Source organism: Cytobacillus oceanisediminis (assembly GCF_022811925.1).
GTDB classification, from domain to species: Bacteria; Bacillota; Bacilli; order Bacillales; family Cytobacillaceae; genus Cytobacillus; species Cytobacillus oceanisediminis_D.
In genome coordinates this window covers 3,074,072-3,096,161 of record NZ_CP065511.1, presented here as the reverse complement: position 1 = coordinate 3,096,161, position 22,090 = coordinate 3,074,072, and the positions used below count along the sequence as shown (strand labels likewise).

The window sequence follows — 22,090 nt, the reverse complement described above, 5'->3', positions numbered from 1 at the left end:
GAATGATTCGATGAAACAAGCAGTGCATTTTGGAGCAGGGAACATTGGAAGAGGATTTATCGGGGCCCTATTTTCACAGTCAGGCTACCATGTAACTTTTGTGGATATTGCCGACGGGATCATTAATCAGCTGAACGAAGAAAAACAATATCAAGTGCTGCTGGCTGCAGACGAACAGGAATCCATGACAATTGAAAATGTTTCAGGATTGAATAACCTGAAACAGGAGAATGAAGTGATAGAGGCAATTAAGCAGGCTGACTTCTTAACAACAGCGATTGGCCCTAACATTCTTCCGCGGATTGCCCCATTAATTGCAAAAGGCTTGGCTGCAAGAGCAGATGCAGGAATTAACGAGAATCTTTATGTCATTGCATGTGAAAATCAGATTTCTGCGACTGACCTTTTAAAAGGCTATATTATGGAGCATCTTGACAGCGATGTAAACCTGGCGGGTGTATCTTTCCTAAACTCGGCTGTAGATCGAATTGTCCCAATCCAAAACAACCAGGGATCACTGGATGTCCTAGTTGAACCGTACCATGAATGGGTTGTGGAAACGACTGAAGACATTCCTCATATCGAAGGGATGAAAATCGTTCCTGAGCTTGCGCCCTTTATCGAAAGAAAGCTGTTCACGGTTAACACAGGACATGCCGTCATTGCTTATTTCGGATACCTGGGAGGAAAAGAAACCATCGACCAGACACTTGCAGATGAAGAAATCTACAAGCAGGTGCAGGCAACACTCCGTGAAACAGGTGCCTATTTAATCAATCGTTACGGCCTAAATCCTGATGAACATCAGAAATATATCGATAAAATTATCGGCCGTTTCCAAAATGCCCACTTGAATGACGGTGTCACAAGAGTAGGCCGTTCGCCTATAAGGAAGCTTGGCCCTGAAGACAGACTGGTTCGCCCGGCACTGCAGGCCCAGAAAGCAGGCTTATCTTACACAAACCTGGCTAAAGCCATTGCTGCGGCACTAATGTTTGATAACAAGGAAGACGAAGAAGCAGTGAAGCTCCAGGTGATGATTCAAGAAAACGGAGTGCAGTTTGTGTTGAAAGAAGTATGCGGACTTGAAGAATCAAGCGAGCTTGCTAAAGAAATACTGAAACAGTATGAAGCATTGAAAAAATAAATTGGAATTAAGGCTGCTGAAATGGTTCGGCAGCCATTTTTTTGAGGTTTTTTCAGTGGAGTATTTTACAAGTTGGGCATGGTTAAAAGGGTTTTTAATAATAGAAAATGCTGATGATGGGATATTTGCTTGGTTCGGATTTTTGGAAGTTATTATTGCGGAATGGGGCTGCATGAAGACCAAAGTAGATGGGCTGGAAGGAAAATATTCTTCATAGAGGGCTTTATGAAGTCCGTAATTTGTGGAGTGCAGCGGATAAGGTCGCCATGGAGGGCTCATGAAGCTTAAAATTCATGAAGTCCATAAATTCCGTCTACATAAGGGGCAAAAGCGAATTGATCTCCTGGAATAACAACGAAATCCGGAGCCAGCTGTCAAAATGGGAGTTAATCAGAGGGAATAACGACGAAATCCCGGAGCCAGCGGTCAAAATGGGAGTTAATCAAACGGAATAAAGACGAAAACTCGGAGCCAGCGATCAAAATGGGAGTTAATCAAACGGAATACCGACGAAATCCGGAGCCAGCTGTCAAAATGGTAGTTAATCAGAGGGAATAACGACGAAATCCCGGAGCCAGCTGTCAAAATGGGAGTTAATCAGAGGGAATAACGCCGAAATCCCGGAGCCGGCGGTCAAAATGGGGGTTAATCAAACGGAATAACGACGAAAACTCGGAGCCAGCGGTCAAAATGGGAGTTAATCAGAGGGAATAACGACGAAATCCGGAGCCAGCTGTCAAAATGGGAGTTAATCAGAGGGAATAACGCCGAAATCCCGGAGCCAGCTGTCAAAATGGGAGTTAATCAGAGGGAATAACGACGAAATCCCGGAGCCGGCGGTCAAAATGGGGGTTAATCAAACGGAATAACGACGAAATCCCAAGTTATGCCATCAAAATGGGAGTTAATCAGAGCGAGCAGTTTCGAAACTAGGAGACTATTTTACAAAAACTGGTGATTAATCAGATCCTTGTGGAACAAGGCCGTTAACTTAATAACTCTATTCAAATGTAATTATTAAATTTTCAAAAAATATTGACAACTATCCGAAAAACAGATAAATTATAAAATAATATAAAGTTATAACATTATATTCTTTCAAGGGAGATACATAAATGCAGATAGATAAAAGTTTACATATACCCCTATATAGACAAGTAGAGCAGATTCTGGAAGAGAAAATCATTTCGGGCCAATGGGAGGTAGGTAGCCAGCTGCCGACTGAGCAGGAGCTATCGGAACGATTCGATGTAAGCACCATTACGGTTAAAAGAGCTGTGATTGAGCTTGTGAATAAAGGTTATCTCTTCAGACAGCGAGGCAAGGGTACTTTTGTATCCGGAGCTGCAAAAGAGCAGGACCTTAATTCCATTATTTCGCTTTCCACCGGTTCGGAACAGGAACATCCGCATGAAATGCTCAGCTTTAAATATGAAACAGCAGGTTCTGAAATTGCCCAGAAGTTAAGGATTGATCCTGAGGATGAGGTGATCAGAATTGAGAGATTAAAAGTGGAAAACAATGATCCTCTCGCACTGGAATATACCTATCTTCCGGCGGATAAATGTCAGGGGCTTACACCTGAAATGATCAATAATGACTTAATTTTTAACATCTTAAAAAGCAGATTCCATATAGCGCTAAACCGAGCTAAGGTATTTATCCGGCCGTATATTCTTCCTGATCACCAGGCAAAGCTCCTTAATGTGGAACCGGGGACTCCGGTGTTTGAGTGGGAGCGTACTACATACACAAAGCAAGAAGACATTATTGAGTTCTCTAAATTCTATATCCGCAGTGATAAAGAGGTTTATTATACAGAGGTTCAATTGTAAAAAAATTGCTGAGATACCATAGGACATTTTATAAACATAAAAGATATAAAGTTATAATATTATATCTTTATATTTTATATATAAATCAATCTCTTTAAATAGATTGATCTAAATTAAAAAGGGGGTATCGCTTTTATCAAGTCTTCATCTTAGAACAGCTCCTAAAGTTCACAAAAGCAAAAATAAACGAGGGGGAAATGAGTTGAAAAAGAAAGCTTATTTAATTGTATTGCTTTGTTTATTGCTTGTCACTACTGCAGGATGCAGCGGCCAAACAGGGAGTTCTGCAGATGAAGGATCAGGAAAAAGTGATGGAAAGACACTTGTCTTAGCGGCATATGGAGGAAGCTATGAGCAAAAGATGAAGGAGGACTTGATCCCAAAGTTTGAGAAAGAGCATGGCGTAAAGGTGAAATATATTACTGGAAGCTCTGTTGATACCTTATCCAAGCTTCAGGCACAAAAGGATAATCCTCAAATTGATGTAGCTTTCCTTGATGATGGTCCTCAGGCTCAGGCAAAGGCGTTTGGATTGCTGGCGCCAATGGATGAGAGTGTTGTTACGAATCTGGCAAATGTCTATGATATTGCAAAAGACAAGGATAATGTCGGCGTTGGATTCGGGATCATTTCAACCGGCTTGGCTTATAACAAGGATGTCTTCGAACAGAATGGCTGGAAACCGCCGACATCCTGGAATGATTTGGCCGATCCGAAGTATAAAGGAAAACTCGTACTGCCTTCCATTGCCAATACGTACGGAGTTCATTTTCTACTCATGACTGCGATTGCCAATGGCGGAGATGAAGAAAACATTGAACCAGGTTTTGAAAAAATGAAGGAAATTGCCAAAAACGCGATCACTTTTGATAAAACAGCTGACGTTTCCAACTACTTCCTGCAGGGGCAGACAGTTGCAAGTGCATGGGGAAGCAGCCGGGTATTTACACTTCAGGATAGCGGATTCCCGATTGAGTATGTCATTCCGAAAGAAGGGGCTCCGGCCTTGATGGCAACGGTCAGCGTGGTAAAGGATGCTCCAAATGGGGATCTGGCACAGGAATTTGTCAATTTTGTTCTGGATGAAGAAGCTCAGCTTCTATTTGCCAACTCCTTGTTTGACGGTCCGGTTAATAAGAATGTGAAGCTTGAAGGTGACATCGTCGATAAAGTGGCTTATGGGGAAGAGGAGATTGCCAAATTGATCAAAGTCGACTGGGAAACTGTAAATGCAAAGCGGGCAGAGTGGACAGAACGGGCCAATAAAGAAATCGAAGTAGCCCATTAAAAGAGAGGGGAAACGAATGAGTTACTTAAGCCTGGAAAACGTGGTCAAGACCTTTAATAAAACAGAAGTGGTTAAAAAGCTCAGCCTTGACATCCAAAAAGGGGAACTGGTCTCCTTTTTGGGGCCTTCGGGCTGCGGAAAAACGACGACACTTAATATGATCGCCGGATTTCTGGAAGTGGATGGCGGGAAGATTGAGGTGGATGGGAAACCCGTTCACCTGCTTCCTCCCAATAAAAGAGAAATGGGCATGGTGTTCCAAAATTATGCTTTGTTTCCGCACATGACGGTTTTTGATAATGTCGCCTATGGGCTTAAGCTTCGGAAAGTGCCAAAAAATGAAATCAGCAAAAGGGTGCTTGAAGCATTGGAGATGGTTCGTCTGGCTGGCTATGAAAAACGCTATCCAAAGGAACTTTCCGGAGGACAGCAGCAGCGAGTTTCATTGGCGAGGGCCCTGGTCATTAAACCGAAGGTGCTTCTGCTTGATGAACCGCTGAGCAATCTTGATGCAAAACTGCGCCAGGAAATGCGCGAAGAAATTGTCGATATTCAAAAGCAGGTGGGGATTACAACAATATTTGTCACACATGACCAGGAGGAAGCTTTGGCTATATCGGACCGGATCGCCGTCATGTATGAGGGCCGGATTGAACAGGTTGATGATCCCGCATCCATATATAATCATCCAAAGACTGACTTCGTGTCTCAGTTCATCGGGGAAGTCAACCACATTCAGGGGAAAGTCCTGGAAACCTATGAAAATAAGAAATGCAAGATGCACTTTTTTGGGAATGAACAGATCGTTTCTGTCCCATCTGTGAAGAATTCCGAAGTTCATTTTTTCATACGGCCGGAAAAAATCCAAATCGCATTAGCCGAATCAAATGAAAGAAATGAGGCTTTTCAAACGAAGGTGGAAAGGAAAATGTTTCTTGGAGCCAAGACAAGATATATTTTGAAGGTGCATGACCGGCATCTCATTGCAGATATTTCCAATACCGTTTTAAATCCCACCGAAATTAAAGAAGGAAACAGTGTCTACACTTATTGGAACCCTGAAGACCTGCTGCCTTCCAGAATGGCGAGGTGAACGCATGCAAGCCGGAATCGGAACGGGACATGATTTATTGCTTCAGCAAAAGAAAAAGAATTTGAATAAAAAACGGCTTGATACGTGGCTGCTTTTGCTTCCAACGCTGGGAATCTTCATTTTCTTCTTTTTGCTGCCATTGTTTTTCTTATTTATTACGAGCTTTAAAAATTTTGATGCCAGTACAGGGGTGGGAAATGAGTGGACGCTCCAGAACTACATCAAGTTCATGACAGATCCTTTTTACCTTGGAGTGGTCTGGCGCACTGTAAAAATCGCTCTTTTAACAACATTGATTACTATCATTATCTCTTACCCGGTAGCTTTTCAGATTTCAAGATCAAAAGGAAGAGCCAGAAATTATTTGACCCTCCTGGTGCTTTCCCCGCTTCTAATCAGCATGGTTATACGCTGCTACGGCTGGGTGATTCTTTTATCAAACAATGGTGTAGTCAACAATACACTATTAAAGCTGGGCTTTATTGATCAGCCTTTAACCCTCTTATACACCGAATTGAGTGTGGTCATCGGGATGGTGCATGTTCTTTTCCCGTACATGGTGCTGAGCATCATGGGATCTCTCGAAAAAATAGACCCTTCTGTCATCAGAGCCTCGCAGAATCTTGGGGCCAGCTCCTTCAGAACTTTCTTTTCCATTTTGCTTCCGTTAACCTTGCCAGGCGTTTTTGCCGGTTCCGTTATGGTATTCAGCTTAAGCGTCAGCTCATTTGTTACACCGGCCATTCTTGGCGGTCCGCAGGTGAAGGTCATGTCTTATTTAACGTATGAACAGGTAGCTGTCATGCTGAACTGGCCGTATGGAGGCGCAATTGGCTTCCTGCTAATCCTGATTGCCACCATTACCATCATCGCATACAGCAAAATCCTTGCCCGGTCTGAGAAAGGAGTGGCCATACAATGAGCAGGAAGCTGCCCAAGTATTTCTTTAACTTTGTTTGTTTATTGGTTTATATTTTCCTGCTGGCGCCAATCGTGGTTGTATTGCTTTCCTCGTTAACAACTACAGAATACATTGTGTTCCCGCCAGAAGGCCTGACCCTCAGATGGTACACAGAATTAATTGAACATCCTGAATTTATGCAGTCCTTTACACTGAGTACTATTGTGGCGTTCGGAACCGCCATTATTTCCACTGCCATCGGCACATTGGCTTCACTTGCGGTCGTCCGGCGCCAATTTAAAGGGAAGACAGCGATTGTTCAATTAGTGGGTTCGCCTCTCTTGATTCCATCGGTCGTGTTTGGTGTGGCTCTCTTGCAGTTTTACTCATGGATTGGTTTGGCTGCGAGCCCGCTTGCATTAATTTTGGGTCACATCATCTTAACGGTTCCTTTTGTGATGCGCCTGGTTGTTGCAAGCTTAGTAGGTTTTGACCGTTCTATCGAACAAGCGGCCTTGAATCTAGGTGCAGGACCGATGAAAGTCTTCTTTCAAATCACTCTGCCGATCATTAAATCAGGCGTGATAGCCGGCGCCATTTTTGCCTTTATTACTTCATTTGATGATTTAACAGTAGCCTTATTCATTGTCAGCACCGACGTTGTGACACTGCCAGTGCGTATCTACACATACATGCAATATCAATATGATCCGATTATTACATCCGTATCAAGCATCATGATTCTTTTCACTATTGTATTAATGCTCGTAATTGAAAGAGTGCTTGGTGTAGGGAAAGTGTTTTCCTCGAAAAATTAGATAGGAGAGGTCTTTATGCACATTGAGAAACATCCCGTTCTTGGCAGGCAGCTACACACGCCTGTAACCATTTATTTCAATGACCAGCCATATCAGGCCTATACGCAGCAATCAGTCGCTGCCGCCTTAATGGCAAATGAAATTAAGAAATTGGGTGTCAGCCGAAAGCTGGTCCAATCCAGAGGATTATTCTGCTCGCGCGGGAGATGCTGCAGCTGCTATATGACCATTGACGGTGAGGACCATGTACGGAGCTGCATGACAGAGGTTGAAGATGGAATGCGAATATACCCGAATATGGATGACCCCGAGGTAAGGAGGGAGATTGATGAAGACTGATGTACTTATTATTGGAGGTGGTCCTGCAGGTCTATCGGCAGCAATTGAGACGGCATCAAGGGGGCTGGATGTAACAATAGTTGACGAAGCTTCCAAGCTTGGCGGGCAGCTAAACCAGCAGACTCAAGCGCTGCGTCCGCTTCCTTCCGTACATGAACCTATGCGTGGCTTTGAATTAGCAGATAAACTAATCGAGCAGGTTAAGGGGTTTAATGTAAGGCCGCTTTTGAATCACCGTGTGGTTGGATTTTACGCAGATGGAAGTGCCGGAATTACAGATGAAGAAAATGTATTCCCGGTAAAAGCAAAAAAGATTATTGTGGCTTCCGGAGCGGCTGAAAAGGCTGTGGCTTTTCCAAAATGGACATTGCCCGGGATTATGACAATCGGTGCTGCACAGACATTGATCAATCGTGATTTTGTGATGCCTGGGAGAGAAGCTGTTATTGTGGGCTCAAGTGATTTTGCTATGGAAACGGCAATACAGCTGATGGATGTGGGAATCCGGGTGAAAGCAATTATAGAAAAACAAAATGGAGCTTTAGCAAAAGAGCAGGAAAAAGTGAGTGAACTGTCAAGGAATGGAATTCCATTTTATTTTAATAGTTTTATAAGGGAAGCAAGAGGAAATGGGCAGGTGGCACAGATTGATATTGAACTGCCAGATGAAGTTATTACCCTGAATGTCGACCTCATTTGTATGGATGGAGGCAGGGCACCCATACTTGATGTTTTTTATCAGCTGGGCTGTTCCTTTGGATTTCAAGAAGAGCTGGGCGGCTGGGTCCCGCAATATAGTAATACATTCCAAACCGACAGGGAGGATGTATTCATAGCTGGGAATGCGGCTGGCATTAGCACTCAGGGTCCGTTGCTTCTAACAGGAATGATTGCCGGCATCAGTGTAAGTGAAGAACTGCAGGCAATCAGCCCGGCAGAAGCAAATGAGATAAGAGATGCGATTTGGAAAGAACTGGGATTATTGGAGTGCAAAGAAGTGTACACCGGAAGAGTTAAACATCTAGAGAACTTTACAAGCCCAGTGCTGAAAGATCAATTTATCTCCTAGATAGGAAAAGAGAGAAGAAGGTGAATAAGTTGGATAAAACGACGATCATCTGCAGATGTGAAGAAATCAGCTGTGAAGAAGTGGAAGAAGTTATCAGCAATGGAGGAAGGACCTTTGATGATGTTAAGAGGATTACCCGCTGCGGAATGGGTCCTTGCCAGGCTAAAATCTGCACCAGCATGGTGGCAGAAATTATTCACCAGCAAACTGGGCTGTCGCCTTCAGAGATTCCGCTGCCGAGGATGAGAATGCCGCTATCCCCCATTAAGCTTGAAACACTGGCAACGAACAGTACATCCTTTAGTGCGGTCAAGTCTGTTCTTGATGAGGTGGAATTGGAAGAAGGGAAGGTGAGGTAATTGGAAACAAATTATGAAACAATTGTTATCGGAGGGGGTGTAGTGGGCAGCGGAATTGCCTACCACCTGTCTGAGCGATACAAAGAAGGCGTGCTTGTGCTTGATAAAAAATATCCTATGTCAGGCACATCCGGATCCACCCAGGCGTGGGTTTGGGTACATAATAAAACACCTTCCTGGTATGCGGAATTTAGTATGTACAGTGCAGAACTCTATCCTTATCTGTCTAAAAAAATCGGGGACGTAGAATACAAGCGGACAGGGGGACTATCGCCTTTTTTTAATGAAAGTGATCGTGAAAAGGCTGAGAAGCTCGCAGAATCATATCGAAAAATCGGCATCAAAATTAAAGTGTTATCAAGGGAAGAAGTCCTCGAAAAAGAGCCCTATATGAATCCGGAAGTAGCGGGGGCTACCTACAGCTCCATTGATGGCAATGTCAATCCATTCCGCTTGATTGATATGTACATGAGAGCAGCTAAAAGAAATGGCGTCCGGTATTCTACTTATAATAAGGTAACTGAGATTAAAAAGCAGGATGGAAAATATTCAGTTGTATCAGATAAAGGTGCGTTTGAATGTAAAAACCTTATTCTTGCTGGCGGAACCTGGTCGAGAGAAATCGGTGACATGCTTGGAGTTAAGATTCCTGTTAATCAATTAAGAGGGCAGATCCTAGTGTCTGAACCATTAAAGCCTTTCTTAAATTTTACAATCAGCGGATTAAGGCAGGCAAACAATGGGGAAGTTCTGATGGGTTATTCAATGGAAGAAGCTGGCTTTAATCGGGCAACAACGCTTGATGTCATTCAGGAAACAGCCAATATGGCAGTCCAATATGTACCCGGATTAAGAAAAGCTAAAATTGTCCGCGCCTTCTCTGGAATCAGGGCCATGCCTGAGGACGGCTTTCCGATTCTTGGTAAAGTACCAGGCCATGAAAACCTTTATGTAGCAGCCACCCATAGCGGAGTTACACTTTCTCCCTTAATAGGAACATTAATAACAGAATTAATCATGGATGGAGAAACGTCCATACCAATCGACAGGTATTCTTTAAGGAGATTTGGTTAGAGTGAATCTTATTAAGTTATAATATTATAACTTTTTTATTCCAGTTGTCAGGAAATGTAAATTAGCTTGGAGGAAATAGGATGCCGCATTTATTTATAAGGGGAATTTCAGTGGATCAGACGAAGGAAATCAGCACTCAGCTGGTGAAAGACCTGGCTCGGCTTTGTGACTGCGGAGAAGATAACTTTACATTGGAAGTTTTGAATTCAACTTTTGTGTTTGATAAAAAAGTAGTTTCAGCATATCCATTTATAGAAGTAAAGTGGTTTGACAGGGGCAAAGCAGTTCAAAGCCAATTTGCCAAGATTGTTTCGAAACATGTTCAGTCGCTTGGAGTGCCGGAGATAGAAGTCGCATTTTCAGCCTTTTTAGAGGTGGATTATTATTGGAATGGGAAGAGTTTTGCGGAAGAATAAGTATTAAAGCAAAAATTATAATGTTATATTTTTATAATTTGATTCCTGAAGTGTTACCGGAAGGGGAAACTTGATCATGAATAAAGTCTATCAATTTATTGAGGAAAACTCAGATATGTATATCGACTGGCTGATTGAGGCATGCAATCAGCCTAGTGTTTCAGCTCAAAGTCGAGGGATGCTTGAGATGAAAGAACTTGTAAAAGCTTTATTGCAAAGAGTGGATGCAAGTATAGAAGAGATTGAAACTGATGGCTTTCCAATTATTTATGCACATCTTGATAGTGAAAAGGAAAAGACATTAACTTTCTACAATCACTATGATGTGCAGCCTGAGGACCCTGTTGACCAATGGCTCAGTGATCCCTTCAAGGCAGATATAAGAAATGGCAAAATCTTTGCACGTGGTGTTGCGGATAACAAGGGTAATCTTATAGCCAGAATTTGCGCAGTACATGCATACCAGCAGGTGTATGGCAAACTGCCGATAAATATCAAGTTTATATTTGAGGGAGAGGAAGAAGTAGGGAGCCCTCATTTGGAATACTTTGCAAACCAATTCCCTGATAAGTTGGAAACTGATGGCATAATCTGGGAAGGGGGAACTCGAGGGGTAAAGGATCGGAGACCACACGTCGGTTTAGGAGTTAAGGGAATTTGCTATGTTGAGCTAATATGCAAAGGAGCCAAATTTGATCTTCATTCCTCTGAGGCTGCAATAATAGAGAACCCTGCATGGAGATTAATATGGGCGCTAAACTCACTAAAAGATGAACAGGAAAATATCTTAATTGAGGGTTTTTATGACGATGTGATTTCACTTAGTGAAAAAGATAGAACCTTCATTCAATCGATGGATTTCAATGAGGAAGAAATAAAGAATCTATATGGGATAAAAAGCTTTCTAAAAAATGTTACTGGAAATGAATTAAAAGAAACTCTAACCGCTGACCCAACCTGTACTATTTGCGGTATAAACTCGGGATATACAGGTGAAGGCTCCAAAACAGTCCTGCCATCGACTGCAATGGTTAAACTTGATTTTCGCCTAGTACCAAACCAGACACCTGAAAAAATAGCAGATTTATTAAGGAAACATTTAGATAAGAACGGGTTTCATGATATAGAGATAAGGCAATCTCACGGGATTCATCCGTTTAACACTGATCCATCTAACCGTTTCGTTGAAGTTGTGCTTGAAAGTGTAGATCAAGTTTATGTTGAACCGCCAGTTATTCTGCGAAACTTAGCAGGTTCAAGCCCTATGTATAAAATGCTGAAAAATACCGGCATTCCTGCGGTGCAAATTGGTGTAGCCAATTTGCAGTCAAACTACCACGCTCCAAATGAAAATATTTTTATCGATGACTTTATTCAAGGCATTAAAGTGACTGCAGCAGTAATGGAGAATTTCAGTCAATAATTAGTTATCTGAAATTTCTAATAAATTATGTACAGGGGGAAGATGTAAATGAAAAAAACATTAAATTATCTAATTGTTTTATTGCTTATTTCAGCAATAGTTGTTTCTGGCTGCAGCAGTAACACTGAATCCACTGGTGGTAATACTAATGGAAAAGAAGGCAGTGAGAAAACAAGTCTGGTAATTGCGCAAAGTGCTGATATTACTACTTTAGATCCCCAGAATTCATTAAGTACCAATGGAGATCGTGTATTCAGAAATATGTTCAGCAGATTGTTTAATCGTGATAGTAAAATGGAAATTCAACCGGAACTTGTTGAAAAATATGAAAACATCGATGATGTTACCTGGCAATTTAATTTAAAAGAAGGTGTTACTTTCCATAATGGAGACCCATTAACAGCCGAAGATGTTAAGTTTAGCCTTGAAAGAGTAATGAATGATGAGTCTTTAAAGGAGTATCCTTATTTCACTCAAATTAAGGAAGTAAATTCCATTGATGAATTAACTGTTGAAATTGTGACAGATGGACCTATGCCAACGTTATTAAGGTTATTGGCAAAAAGCGGTGCGGATGTAATTCCCAAAAAGTACTTCGAGGAAGTGGGAATTGAGGAATTTCAAAAGAATCCAATTGGTTCAGGACCATACAAATATGTGGATTGGAAACGGGATGACAGAGTCGTCCTAGAAGCGTTTGATGATTATTTTGGTGATAAACCAAAATGGAAAGAAGTTGTAGTCAGGGCAATACCTGAGAGCTCTACCCGTGTAGGAGAATTGCTGACTGGGGGCGTAGATATTGCAACCGACATTCCTCCCAATGAGTGGGATCGGGTGAATGGAGAGAGCGGGATATCACTTATAAATGGGGATACAACACGTGTCATGCTTTTAATGCTTCGCCATACAGAGGGTACTGTTACCGCAGACCCAAAAGTTCGGGAAGCCATTGATCTTGCTATTAATGAGCAGGCTATTGTTGATTCTGTTTTAAAGGGAACTGCTGTACCAGTTCAATCCCGAGTACCAGAAGGCGTATTAGGATCAAATCCAGATTTATATGATTCTTATGTGTATGATTTAGAAAAAGCGAAGAGCCTTTTAGCAGAGGCAGGGTATAAAGATGGGCTGGAACTAACGTTTACAGCACCTAAGGGCAGATATCCGCTGGATGGTGAAGTAGCACAATTGATTGCGAGCATGCTAGGAGAAGCAGGAATTAAAGTGAATTTACAGCTGCTTGAGTCTAGCGCCTTCCTGGATGTATACAACTCCAAATCTAATAAAGAATTAATCATGATAGGATTGGCGGATGGCCTCCTCGATGCATCTTATTCATTAGTTCATTACACAAAAGAACGTGCAGCCGGGCAAACAGATTATTATAACGAAGAAGTGGAAAAGCTTTTCCATGATGCAGGCCGTAATCTCAATGAAGATGAGAGGGTAAAACAATATCAAAAAATACAAGAGATTGTAGCTGAAGAAAGACCTCACATTTTTCTTTTCCAGCAAGGAGCCAATTATGGGGTTAGTGATAATGTACAATTTGAACCGAGGTTGGATGAAGTCATAAACTTCTCAGATATCACTTTAAAATAATACTATTTGCGGGGCTGGAAAGTTAAAAGGTCCAGTCCCGCTTCATAATATAGGAGGTCTGGCCTTGAAAAAGTATCTTATAAGAAGATTTCTGCAAATTATACCAGTCCTATTCATAATCACCTTTGTTGTATTTGTATTGGTATATTTGGCAGGAGACCCAGTCTCTTTAATGCTGCCTGAAGATGCGTCTGAAGCAGATAGAGAGGCTTTGAGAGAAGCCTTAGGTTTAAATGAGCCTTTTGTATATCAGTATTTCCATTTTATTGGAGATTTGATCACTGGAAATTTTGGGACATCTTTCAGATATAATCAGGAGGCATTGCCCTTGGTTTTGGAGAGGCTCCCAGCAACATTTGAATTAGCTGCAGCTTCGATGCTGGTAGCTATTATAATCGCAATACCCTTAGGAATCTATTCAGCAAAAAAGAGAAATAGCTTTATTGACTTGTTTATTACCGGAGGATCAGTACTGGGAAAAGCCATGCCGAATTTCTGGCTTGGAATCATGCTGATATTATTATTGGCCGTAAATTATCAGCTATTCCCCGTTTCCGGAAGAGGATCGGTTATGCATATGGTTTTACCTGCGATAACCCTGGGAACAGGCATCGCTGCAGAAATGACAAGGTTAATTAGATCAAGTATGTTAGAAATTTTAAATCAAGATTATATTCGTACAGCTAAAAGTAAAGGTGCAAGTGAAATGAGCGTAGTCTTTAAGCATGCCTTCCGAAATTCATTAATCCCCGTAGTAACCATAATGGGGCTGCAAGTGTCACACCTTGTCAGTGGAGCCCTAATAACTGAAACTGTCTTTTCGTGGCCAGGGTTAGGTCTGCTTTTGGTTCAAGCAGTTAATGGAAGAGATATGGCTGTCGTCCAAGCTGCCGTTTTTGTGATTGCCATATTAGTTATTGTTGTCAACCTGCTTACTGATATCGTTTATCGTGTTTTGGACCCAAGAATTAATTATTCATAGGAGGTGTATCTCATGGAAGCAGAAGTAAAAATGAGTTCCGAAACTACCATAAGCACCGTCCAGAGAAGAAAACCATGGGTAAGATGGATAAAGCTGCTGCTTCAAAGCAAAACAGGAACTGTGGGGTTCTTCATTGTTTCTTTAGTTATATTTGTTGCTATATTCGCTGACATTTTGGCTCCGCATGATCCAGCATCGAATAATTTGGGTGATATGCTAAAGCCCCCTGTGTGGCTGGATGGCGGTTCACAAAATTATATTCTAGGAACAGATAATTTAGGGAGAGATATATTGAGCCGTATTATTTATGGCTCGCGTGTTTCCTTGCTTGTTGGGGTTTTTTCTGTTATTTTAGCCGGTTTCATAGGCATAATAGTAGGATTAATAGCAGGCTATTATGGTGGAGTTATAGATAACTTATTAATGAGAATTGTAGATTCATTCTTGGCGATTCCCAGCATTCTTTTTATCCTTGTCGTTCTTGCCGTCTTTGATCCTAGTATTTTGGTTCTGATTATTGTAATTGGATTAACTAATTGGGTTACATATGCAAGAGTTGTCAGGGGAGAGGTCTTAAGTATTAAAGAAAGGGAGTTTGTGAAGGCTTCAAAATCAATAGGTACAAATAGTTTAACCATTATGCTGCAGCATATCCTTCCTAACATCCTTTCTTCATTTATTGTGATATCAACATTAAGCGTTGCTACGACTATAGTTTTAGAAGCATCGCTAAGTTTTCTTGGATTAGGGATTCAGCCTCCAGATGTTTCCTGGGGCGGAATGTTAACAGATGGAAGAAACTATCTAGCAACTAATTGGTGGCTTGCTACCTTTCCTGGCATTGCCATAACAGTTACAGTTCTCGGGATTATCTTTTTGGGGGACTGGCTGAGAGATGTACTTGATCCACGAACACAGGTGAAAAAATAGGAGGGATGATCTCTTGGGTGAAACTGATACGTTATTAGAAGTGAAGGATTTGAAAACGCACTTTTTTACAGAGGACGGTGTAATCCCCTCGGTAAATGGAGTTTCTTTTACCGTAAAGAAAGGGGAAACGATTGGCATAGTTGGTGAATCTGGGTGCGGAAAAAGTGTTACTTCACTTTCAATTCTTCAATTGGTAAGTAAGCCAGGGAGAATTGTAGGAGGACAAATATTATTAAATGGAACTGACTTAACGAAAAATTCAAATAAACAAATGAGGAAAATCAGAGGAAATAAAATATCGATGATTTTTCAAGAACCTCTGACATCCCTAAACCCTGTCTTTACGATTGGCAGTCAAATATCAGAATCAATTAGACTTCATCAAAAGATTGATAGAAGAAAAGCGAAAGAACTGGCAATTGATATGCTCTCAAAGGTGGGTATATCAAATGGAGATAATTTATACAACTCTTTTCCTCATCAATTAAGTGGGGGAATGAGACAGAGGGTAATGATTGCAATGGCTTTATCGTGCAGACCTCAATTATTGATTGCCGATGAACCTACTACTGCTTTAGATGTTACGATTCAGGCACAAATACTTAAACTCATGAAAAAACTAAAGGAAGAATATAATACCTCTATAATAATGATCACTCATGATTTAGGAGTAGTGGCAGAAATGGCAGATCGTGTGATTGTTATGTACGCTGGGCAAATTGTAGAACAAAACAATGTATTTGAACTTTTCAAAAACCCAAAACACCCATATACGCAGGGTCTTTTAAACAGTACCCCAAAAATTCATCAGTTAAAGGACCAATTAGAATCAATCGAAGGGAACGTTCCCACTCCATCCAACTTGCCAAAAGGCTGTAAATTCCATCCAAGATGTCCGTTTTCAATGGAAAAGTGCAGTCAGCAAGATCCACCTTTACTTCAAGTGAATTCAGAATCTTCAGTGAGATGCTGGCTTCATGAAGGTAAAGAGGTGATAGGGCTATGAATAGCATACTAGATGAAAATAGTGTTAATCAGGAGTGCTTATTAAAAATTGAAGGGCTGAAAAAGTATTATGAAACTTCTTCTGATTTTTTTGGCAGAAAAAAGAATTACGTAAAAGCGGTTGATGATATTAGCCTATATGTCAATAAGGGCGAGACATTAGGCATAGTTGGGGAATCGGGCTGCGGCAAATCTACAACTGGCACTACTATCTTAAGAATGCAGGAGCCCACTGAAGGAAAAATTTATTTCGAAGGAACAGAATTAACATCGCTGAATCACAATGAGATGCAAAAAATTAGAAAAGACATACAAATGGTCTTCCAAGATCCATATTCATCATTAAATCCAAGGATGAGAGTCTTTGATATTATCGCTGAGCCCCTTAGAACCCATAAAGCTGCTAAAGGGAAAGAGCTTGAAAACATAGTTTTTGACCTTATGGAAACTGTAGGCTTAGATCGCTCCTTCTCCAAAAGGTATCCACATGAATTTAGTGGAGGACAGCGGCAGCGTATCGGTATTGCTAGAGCCCTTGCTTTAAAACCAAAATTAATTGTTTGTGATGAGCCGGTATCTGCACTTGACGTTTCGATTCAGGCGCAAATATTGAATCTGTTAATAGATTTACAGAGGAAATTCAATCTAACGTACGTATTTATTGCGCATGGAATTCCTGCTGTTAAATATATTAGCGACCGCATTGCGGTCATGTATATGGGTGAAGTTGTGGAAATGGCTTTAAAAGAAGATTTATTTAATGAGACCATGCATCCATATACAAAAGGATTAATTTCTGCTGTTCCGGTACCAGATCCAACATTAAGGGACAGAAAGGACAAAGTATATATTCACGGCGACGAACTTCCAGAACAGGTGGAGGATGCAACTGGATGTAAATTTTACTCACGATGCCCATTCAAGCAGCAATTATGTAAAGTCGAAAGACCAAAATTAAAACAAGTAAGACATGATCATTTTGTTTCCTGTCATTTTCCCTTACAGTAAAAAATATTTAATAGAAAGGAATGTTTAATCCATGAAAATAGCAGTCATAGGCTCAGGAATTGTCGGTTCAAGTGCAGCCTATTACCTCTCAAGGGAAGGTGCAGAGGTAGTCATTATTGATAAGGCACATCAGGGACAGGCAACTGCAGCAGGCGCAGGAATCATTTGCCCGTGGATTTCCAGAGTAGATCACAAAGACTGGTACACCATTGCAAAAAGAGGCGCTCTTTACTATCCATCTTTAATAGCAAATCTTAAACAAGATGGTGAGGAGAATTTTGGATATGGAATGGTAGGAGCTCTGGCAGTCAGCAGCAGTTCGGATGAACTGGATGCGATCGAGCAAAATGTCCGGCAAAAAAAAGCTGAAACCCCTGAGGTTGGGGAGATTACGAGATTAACAGCAGCGCAAGCCAGGGAACTTTATCCGCCGCTCCGGGAGGATCTGCAGGCTGTCCATGTTACGGGTGCAGCCAGATTGGATGGCAGGCTGTTAAGGGACGCCATGCTAAATGGTGCAAAAAAACATGGTGCTGTATTACTTGAAGGTGAAGGTGACCTTGTATTTCATAATAATAAGGTTACAGGAGTAAAAGTGAACGGGGATGTCATTGCTGCCGATGCAGTAATCGTTACTGCCGGTGCATGGGCTAAGGACTTACTTGCACCGTTAGGCATTAATCTTAAAATCGAGCCTCAGCGCGGGCAAATTGCCCATCTGGAAATGGACAGTATGGACACCTCCAGCTGGCCGGTTGTCCTTCCTCAAAGCACTCATTACTTAGTGGCTTTCGACCATTCCAAAGTGGTGGTTGGAGCTACCAGGGAAACGGGATCCGGGTTTGATTATAGACTAACGGCGGCAGGTGTGAAAGAAGTGCTGGATGAAGCATTAACGGTGGCACCAGGATTAGCTGGAAGCACGCTAAAAGAAGTAAGAATTGGCTTCCGTCCGGCTGGTCCTGATATTTTGCCGCTGCTGGGTACGGTTCCAGCTGCAGAGGGGCTGGTTATCGCAACAGGATTAGGGGCTTCAGGGCTTACGATGGGACCTTACGTGGGCACTCTGGCTGCAGATCTTGCTTTGAAAAGGGAGATGGAAATAGATCTGTCACCTTATGATCCATTAAGAAAAGGCTTGGAAGCAGGAATAAAGTGATACTAATATCTTGATAAAATATGAAAGTATAAAACTTTGAACTGGATTACTGTCTAGCTCCAGCGCCTACACCCTCGAGGTCACAAGCTTGTCTAGTTGCGGCTCCTAGGGACTCGGGGTCATAAGCCGTTTCCTTTCAGAAGGAAAACCGCCTTCTTACAGGAACCGTCTTATGCCTGTCGTCCCTGGGCAGTCGCCTCCACATTTCGGGCAATCCTCCCAAAAAGGCAAAGGACGCCTTTCCGAGAGGCTCGTCTTGTGCTTGTCGGGGGTGGGCAAGGCGCTTGCGCTTTTCTTGTTTTCCTATTCCTTCAATCGATCCGGCAATCCCTGAATGGAAGACACCACAACATCAAGCTTCGCTTCGATCCGGTTCAGCAGAAAAAACGTGACAACGATCGGGAAGCCGAGTTCGCTGATCAATGTAACCATCTGTTCCATGGCAGCTGCTCCTTTCTAGTGAATTTAATTTTACCCACATTGTAAAAATGGCCGGGTTCCAAAGAATCCGGCCACTGCACCTTACATTAATTCATAATCAGTTACATTACGCTCAACCAATCTGGCGCTTTCCGCTGAAACCAAATCACCGCCATTGCCGTCAAAAGCATTGGCAGCAATGATTTGTTCCATGGCTGCTTTCACAGCTGCAGGATCAATCGGTTCGATTGGGTTATCAACAGATAGTTTCGTTGGCTTGCCCAGTTCTGACAGAAAAGTCATTTCTAATGATTTAGCCATTTTTATTCCCTCCTTTATGTTTAAAGTATTTTAATAGAATGAATTAGCCCAGAATTTCGAAGCTGTCATTTCTATTAATTCCAGCCAGCGGATAGCTGCTTAGTCCAGAGATCGCTTGTCCCACTGTGAAAAGCTGGTCTGCTGTTGCCGATTGTTTTACGCCGCTGTAGGTTTTGGATTTGTGGATAGGCTTGCCCTGCTCGTTAAGGCCTGTTTCAAACACCAGGCGAAGTTTGGAATCAGTGATAATTGCTTGTGCCATGTTTGTTCACCTCCTTTCACCCTCTATATACATATTGCTGGGAGATAAGGACAGGGTAAATTTGATTAATCTTCTAAAAAGCGATTATTTTTCATTATATTTTTCAGCTTCTCACGGGCACCCTGCCGCCAGTTTTTAACTGCTGACGGGGTGACTTGTTCTTTTTCAGCTATTTCCTTAACAGACAGCTGATCATATAAAGTATATTGCAGCCATTTCATTTGATTGGCAGATAATAGCCCGCATTTTTTTAGCAGCTCATGTGCAAGATCTGTGGAAGGGAAGGGTGAGGGGTCTTCAATAAGTTCCCAGAATTCATCATTCGGATAGGAATATTGTTGGCTTTGTTTATGTTGTGTTGTTAATTCGTGCATGATTTTTCCTTTTATCATACTGTAGGCATAGGAAAGCAGGGTTCCTTTTTCAGCGTCATGATTTTGCCATGCCTGCCATAGTGTAATTAATCCCAGCTGGTAGAATTCCTCTTTGTTTTTATAGATGTTCAGGCTATGTATGATTTTATGAATCATCGGCTCATATTGTGCTGCTAACTGTTCAAAACTCTCCATGAATACGATCCCTTCAAGGAAAGCGCGCTCTCAATGTATTCCCGGGTAGCTCAAACATAGCCTGTAAACAATATTTTGGCGAATCAAGAAAAAGTCCCAGATCAGTCAGTTAACCCACCTAAGTCCGGAGTTAAGGGGTCTAAGTCCGGAGTTAGGGGGTCTAACTCACGAAAAATGGGGAGTTAGCATGTTTTTTTATTTTTTGTAAAAAAAATTCATGAAGAAATCATTTTCTTCAGCTGAAAATCCCATTTCAAACAAATCCTCAAAGTACATTTCTTCAAATTTCTTAGTCAAGATTCCATAGAAATAAGCGACAGGATTAGCAATGGCGCGGGTTTTCATCTTTCCGATCAGCTGCTTAAACGAATGGATGGCTGCTGCCAAAACATCGTTCACATTTTGTTCACAATTGTTTTTATATGCTGCAATGGATGCCATCTTCCAAAACTCCTCGATTTGATTTGCTTTCGGAAAAAAAAATTTTACAGTGCTGGTGAATGAATCTGGTACACGATCACTTGTATAGGTGTAATCAAGGACGGTTTCGTTACGTTTATTTATCTTTTTATTTTTATTAGCTTTAGAAAGATTGTTAGTTTTATTAGGGTGGTCCAATTTTTCTTTCTTAGGTGGTTCACTCTTGGGAAAACGATTAAAAACATACAAATTACTGGACTGGGACCCGTTTTTTCTCTCAGTTTCAAGTACATTGATAATCCCTAACTCTAAAGCTTTGACAATCATCCTTTTAAAAGTGGATCGGGAAATGCCAATGCTGTTATATTCTTCGTGAATGGCTTTTAAAACGGTGCCGATTTTAGCATTGGATACTCCAGGAATTTTCGCAGCAAAACGAACCAGCCTCTTTAAACCAGCTAGTTCACCCTTTGAGAACTTTTCCTTGTGCACCGAAAGCCACATCTCCACATGCACATTAAACTCCTTAAGATTCTTAAATTGGGAATATCCTTTAAATTGCTCAATTCTGCCTGATTTTAAATTCATATAAATGTACCACCCTTTCACCTTTTAAATACAAATGAAGGGTGGAGAAGGACAGGGTGTTTTTTGGTGGATTGTGACGGAATCGTGAACGGGGGTGGTTTTTGAAATAGCTGTGGGAAGCATGGCGACGAAAGTACAAAGCTTCATAGAAAAAGGGTAGCCATAAGAGGTCTATGAAGACGAAAATCGAAGGTCCCCAGTAAAAATGGTCGCCAAAACCTTAAATCTAAATTATCACCATTTATCCTATTATCTTGACAATGATAATCATTTTCATTTAAAATTGGTTTTATCAATGATAATCATTATCACTAAATTCGATTTACATAATATTAATCTAATCTGAGGGAGGGATATAATTCGATAGAACATCACATTTGCTGCTGGTGCGGTTATATGGCGGATACGGATTCTGATGAAAATAACGATGCCCAATGCCCTTGCTGCGGTTTGGATCGAATCGAGGCAGCTGAATATGTCATGTAGGAGAGTTGAAAAATGAGTGAACTTTATATCGCAATAGAACATTTTGATCATCAAATCGATTGCTTTTGCCCGGATGCTGATCATGTGAATATTCTGCATTTTCAAAAGGGAGATTTAATTGAGGTCACTCCTGAGCGTAAATATACAATGCTGGGATGGTATGCACTTGTGGTGATTAATGGACAGCAGGCATTTTACATGGCTATAGAGGATATTGAGAGATATTTCATGAGTGAATCCATATCATCACAGTTAGATATAGACCTGAAAATCAATTATCTGCAATATAAAATTGATCAGGATCTTGAAGCGGGGGACAAGGACTCTTTTGCAGAGAATAGCAGAAAGCTGAGCGAAACCTGCAGCCTGAAAGAGGAATTGGAATATTACATAGCCAAGGCCATCTAAAATGAGTAAACAGTAATAAAGCTAACGTATCTGAGCGTTAGCTTTATTTTTCTTTTTTCCGTTAATATATCCCCATATGCATGCAGATAATTTCACGCATGAAAACTGGCCATATGTTAATTGCCGTTTTCCTATTACCAACCTTATTACCCACTCAATATCAGT

At 41.4% G+C, this 22,090-nt stretch carries 25 protein-coding genes; 20 read left to right on the top strand and 5 right to left on the bottom strand.

Annotation, left to right across the window (positions count from 1 at the left end):
- The first annotated feature begins 10 nt into the window (after positions 1–10).
- The 19 genes from IRB79_RS15650 (at position 11) to IRB79_RS15560 (ending at position 18,451) form a co-directional block, all read left to right on the top strand.
- Complete coding sequence (locus tag IRB79_RS15650) at positions 11–1,147, top strand: mannitol-1-phosphate 5-dehydrogenase (protein ID WP_243503381.1); 1,137 nt, start codon at positions 11–13, stop codon at positions 1,145–1,147.
- A 55-nt stretch (positions 1,148–1,202) separates the two neighbouring features.
- Positions 1,203–1,364 (top strand): hypothetical protein, encoded by a 162-nt coding sequence (locus IRB79_RS15645; protein WP_243503380.1) that lies wholly within the window; start codon positions 1,203–1,205, stop codon positions 1,362–1,364.
- Positions 1,365–2,262: 898 nt separating this feature from the next.
- Positions 2,263–2,982 (top strand): GntR family transcriptional regulator, encoded by a 720-nt coding sequence (locus IRB79_RS15640; protein ID WP_243503379.1) that lies wholly within the window; start codon positions 2,263–2,265, stop codon positions 2,980–2,982.
- Between the two features lie 202 nt (positions 2,983–3,184).
- Positions 3,185–4,270 (top strand): ABC transporter substrate-binding protein, encoded by a 1,086-nt coding sequence (locus tag IRB79_RS15635; RefSeq protein ID WP_243503378.1) that lies wholly within the window; start codon positions 3,185–3,187, stop codon positions 4,268–4,270.
- A gap of 16 nt (positions 4,271–4,286) precedes the next feature.
- Positions 4,287–5,363 carry an ABC transporter ATP-binding protein gene (locus IRB79_RS15630; protein WP_243503377.1) on the top strand — a complete coding sequence of 359 codons (1,077 nt, stop codon included), beginning with the start codon at positions 4,287–4,289 and terminating at the stop codon, positions 5,361–5,363.
- A 4-nt stretch (positions 5,364–5,367) separates the two neighbouring features.
- Complete coding sequence (locus IRB79_RS15625) at positions 5,368–6,285, top strand: ABC transporter permease (protein ID WP_243503376.1); 918 nt, start codon at positions 5,368–5,370, stop codon at positions 6,283–6,285.
- Positions 6,282–7,082 (top strand): ABC transporter permease, encoded by an 801-nt coding sequence (locus IRB79_RS15620; protein WP_243503375.1) that lies wholly within the window; start codon positions 6,282–6,284, stop codon positions 7,080–7,082. The genes IRB79_RS15625 and IRB79_RS15620 overlap by 4 nt, the downstream gene beginning before the upstream one ends.
- Before the next feature lie 15 nt (positions 7,083–7,097).
- On the top strand, positions 7,098–7,421 hold the full coding sequence (locus tag IRB79_RS15615; protein WP_243503374.1) for a (2Fe-2S)-binding protein: 324 nt from the start codon (positions 7,098–7,100) through the stop codon (positions 7,419–7,421).
- Positions 7,411–8,490 (top strand): NAD(P)/FAD-dependent oxidoreductase, encoded by a 1,080-nt coding sequence (locus IRB79_RS15610; protein ID WP_243503373.1) that lies wholly within the window; start codon positions 7,411–7,413, stop codon positions 8,488–8,490. Before IRB79_RS15615 ends, IRB79_RS15610 begins: the two co-directional genes overlap by 11 nt.
- 20 nt (positions 8,491–8,510) lie before the next feature.
- Positions 8,511–8,849, top strand: a complete 339-nt coding sequence (locus IRB79_RS15605; RefSeq protein ID WP_243503372.1) for a (2Fe-2S)-binding protein — start codon at positions 8,511–8,513, stop codon at positions 8,847–8,849.
- The gene (locus IRB79_RS15600; protein WP_243503371.1) at positions 8,850–9,923 is read left to right on the top strand and encodes an NAD(P)/FAD-dependent oxidoreductase; all 1,074 of its coding nucleotides are present in this window, start codon (positions 8,850–8,852) and stop codon (positions 9,921–9,923) included.
- An 80-nt stretch (positions 9,924–10,003) separates the two neighbouring features.
- Positions 10,004–10,339, top strand: coding sequence for a DUF1904 family protein (locus tag IRB79_RS15595; protein WP_243503370.1), 336 nt, complete (start codon positions 10,004–10,006; stop codon positions 10,337–10,339).
- A gap of 76 nt (positions 10,340–10,415) precedes the next feature.
- Entirely contained in the window at positions 10,416–11,762 is a 1,347-nt protein-coding gene (locus tag IRB79_RS15590) for a M20 family metallopeptidase (RefSeq protein ID WP_243503369.1), read from the top strand.
- A gap of 48 nt (positions 11,763–11,810) precedes the next feature.
- Positions 11,811–13,367: an ABC transporter substrate-binding protein gene (locus tag IRB79_RS15585; RefSeq protein ID WP_243503368.1), complete on the top strand. Its 1,557-nt coding sequence runs from the start codon at positions 11,811–11,813 to the stop codon at positions 13,365–13,367.
- A 64-nt stretch (positions 13,368–13,431) separates the two neighbouring features.
- On the top strand, positions 13,432–14,349 hold the full coding sequence (locus IRB79_RS15580; protein WP_243503367.1) for an ABC transporter permease: 918 nt from the start codon (positions 13,432–13,434) through the stop codon (positions 14,347–14,349).
- 12 nt (positions 14,350–14,361) lie between these two features.
- A complete protein-coding gene (locus tag IRB79_RS15575; protein WP_431833389.1) occupies positions 14,362–15,279 on the top strand; it encodes an ABC transporter permease in 918 nt (305 codons plus the stop codon).
- Between the two features lie 13 nt (positions 15,280–15,292).
- A complete protein-coding gene (locus IRB79_RS15570; RefSeq protein WP_243503366.1) occupies positions 15,293–16,285 on the top strand; it encodes an ABC transporter ATP-binding protein in 993 nt (330 codons plus the stop codon).
- Complete coding sequence (locus IRB79_RS15565; RefSeq protein WP_243503365.1) at positions 16,282–17,292, top strand: ABC transporter ATP-binding protein; 1,011 nt, start codon at positions 16,282–16,284, stop codon at positions 17,290–17,292. Before IRB79_RS15570 ends, IRB79_RS15565 begins: the two co-directional genes overlap by 4 nt.
- A gap of 31 nt (positions 17,293–17,323) precedes the next feature.
- Positions 17,324–18,451, top strand: coding sequence for an NAD(P)/FAD-dependent oxidoreductase (locus IRB79_RS15560; RefSeq protein ID WP_243503364.1), 1,128 nt, complete (start codon positions 17,324–17,326; stop codon positions 18,449–18,451).
- 303 nt (positions 18,452–18,754) lie between these two features.
- Here the strand turns inward: IRB79_RS15560 and IRB79_RS15555 are convergent, their stop codons facing one another.
- From IRB79_RS15555 to IRB79_RS15535, 5 genes are all read right to left on the bottom strand, one after another.
- Entirely contained in the window at positions 18,755–18,892 is a 138-nt protein-coding gene (locus IRB79_RS15555; RefSeq protein ID WP_113884848.1) for a YvrJ family protein, read from the bottom strand.
- Positions 18,893–18,973: 81 nt separating this feature from the next.
- Positions 18,974–19,192, bottom strand: coding sequence for a DUF2922 domain-containing protein (locus IRB79_RS15550; RefSeq protein ID WP_206839349.1), 219 nt, complete (start codon positions 19,190–19,192; stop codon positions 18,974–18,976).
- A 43-nt stretch (positions 19,193–19,235) separates the two neighbouring features.
- On the bottom strand, positions 19,236–19,454 hold the full coding sequence (locus tag IRB79_RS15545) for a DUF1659 domain-containing protein (protein ID WP_243503363.1): 219 nt from the start codon (positions 19,452–19,454) through the stop codon (positions 19,236–19,238).
- Between the two features lie 65 nt (positions 19,455–19,519).
- On the bottom strand, positions 19,520–20,023 hold the full coding sequence (locus IRB79_RS15540; RefSeq protein WP_243503362.1) for a sigma-70 family RNA polymerase sigma factor: 504 nt from the start codon (positions 20,021–20,023) through the stop codon (positions 19,520–19,522).
- 195 nt (positions 20,024–20,218) lie between these two features.
- Positions 20,219–21,031 carry a hypothetical protein gene (locus IRB79_RS15535; protein ID WP_243503361.1) on the bottom strand — a complete coding sequence of 271 codons (813 nt, stop codon included), beginning with the start codon at positions 21,029–21,031 and terminating at the stop codon, positions 20,219–20,221.
- Positions 21,032–21,529: 498 nt separating this feature from the next.
- Here IRB79_RS15535 and IRB79_RS15530 point away from each other — a divergent pair, with 498 nt between their 5' ends.
- Positions 21,530–21,925 carry a hypothetical protein gene (locus tag IRB79_RS15530; protein WP_243503360.1) on the top strand — a complete coding sequence of 132 codons (396 nt, stop codon included), beginning with the start codon at positions 21,530–21,532 and terminating at the stop codon, positions 21,923–21,925.
- Positions 21,926–22,090: the final 165 nt, after the last annotated feature.

What these genes read in the sequence shown, in the direction of transcription:
- IRB79_RS15650 (WP_243503381.1), top strand. Translation starts at nt 11, where the DNA reads ATGAAACAAGCAGTGCATTTTGGAGCAGGGAACATTGGAAGAGGATTT.
- IRB79_RS15640 (WP_243503379.1), top strand. Translation starts at nt 2,263, where the DNA reads ATGCAGATAGATAAAAGTTTACATATACCCCTATATAGACAAGTAGAG.
- IRB79_RS15630 (WP_243503377.1), top strand. Translation starts at nt 4,287, where the DNA reads ATGAGTTACTTAAGCCTGGAAAACGTGGTCAAGACCTTTAATAAAACA.
- IRB79_RS15625 (WP_243503376.1), top strand. Translation starts at nt 5,368, where the DNA reads ATGCAAGCCGGAATCGGAACGGGACATGATTTATTGCTTCAGCAAAAG.
- IRB79_RS15620 (WP_243503375.1), top strand. Translation starts at nt 6,282, where the DNA reads ATGAGCAGGAAGCTGCCCAAGTATTTCTTTAACTTTGTTTGTTTATTG.
- IRB79_RS15615 (WP_243503374.1), top strand. Translation starts at nt 7,098, where the DNA reads ATGCACATTGAGAAACATCCCGTTCTTGGCAGGCAGCTACACACGCCT.
- IRB79_RS15610 (WP_243503373.1), top strand. Translation starts at nt 7,411, where the DNA reads ATGAAGACTGATGTACTTATTATTGGAGGTGGTCCTGCAGGTCTATCG.
- IRB79_RS15595 (WP_243503370.1), top strand. Translation starts at nt 10,004, where the DNA reads ATGCCGCATTTATTTATAAGGGGAATTTCAGTGGATCAGACGAAGGAA.
- IRB79_RS15590 (WP_243503369.1), top strand. Translation starts at nt 10,416, where the DNA reads ATGAATAAAGTCTATCAATTTATTGAGGAAAACTCAGATATGTATATC.
- IRB79_RS15585 (WP_243503368.1), top strand. Translation starts at nt 11,811, where the DNA reads ATGAAAAAAACATTAAATTATCTAATTGTTTTATTGCTTATTTCAGCA.
- IRB79_RS15575 (WP_431833389.1), top strand. Translation starts at nt 14,362, where the DNA reads ATGGAAGCAGAAGTAAAAATGAGTTCCGAAACTACCATAAGCACCGTC.
- IRB79_RS15565 (WP_243503365.1), top strand. Translation starts at nt 16,282, where the DNA reads ATGAATAGCATACTAGATGAAAATAGTGTTAATCAGGAGTGCTTATTA.
- IRB79_RS15560 (WP_243503364.1), top strand. Translation starts at nt 17,324, where the DNA reads ATGAAAATAGCAGTCATAGGCTCAGGAATTGTCGGTTCAAGTGCAGCC.
- IRB79_RS15555 (WP_113884848.1), bottom strand. Translation starts at nt 18,892, where the DNA reads ATGGAACAGATGGTTACATTGATCAGCGAACTCGGCTTCCCGATCGTT.
- IRB79_RS15550 (WP_206839349.1), bottom strand. Translation starts at nt 19,192, where the DNA reads ATGGCTAAATCATTAGAAATGACTTTTCTGTCAGAACTGGGCAAGCCA.
- IRB79_RS15545 (WP_243503363.1), bottom strand. Translation starts at nt 19,454, where the DNA reads ATGGCACAAGCAATTATCACTGATTCCAAACTTCGCCTGGTGTTTGAA.
- IRB79_RS15540 (WP_243503362.1), bottom strand. Translation starts at nt 20,023, where the DNA reads ATGGAGAGTTTTGAACAGTTAGCAGCACAATATGAGCCGATGATTCAT.
- IRB79_RS15535 (WP_243503361.1), bottom strand. Translation starts at nt 21,031, where the DNA reads ATGAATTTAAAATCAGGCAGAATTGAGCAATTTAAAGGATATTCCCAA.
- IRB79_RS15530 (WP_243503360.1), top strand. Translation starts at nt 21,530, where the DNA reads ATGAGTGAACTTTATATCGCAATAGAACATTTTGATCATCAAATCGAT.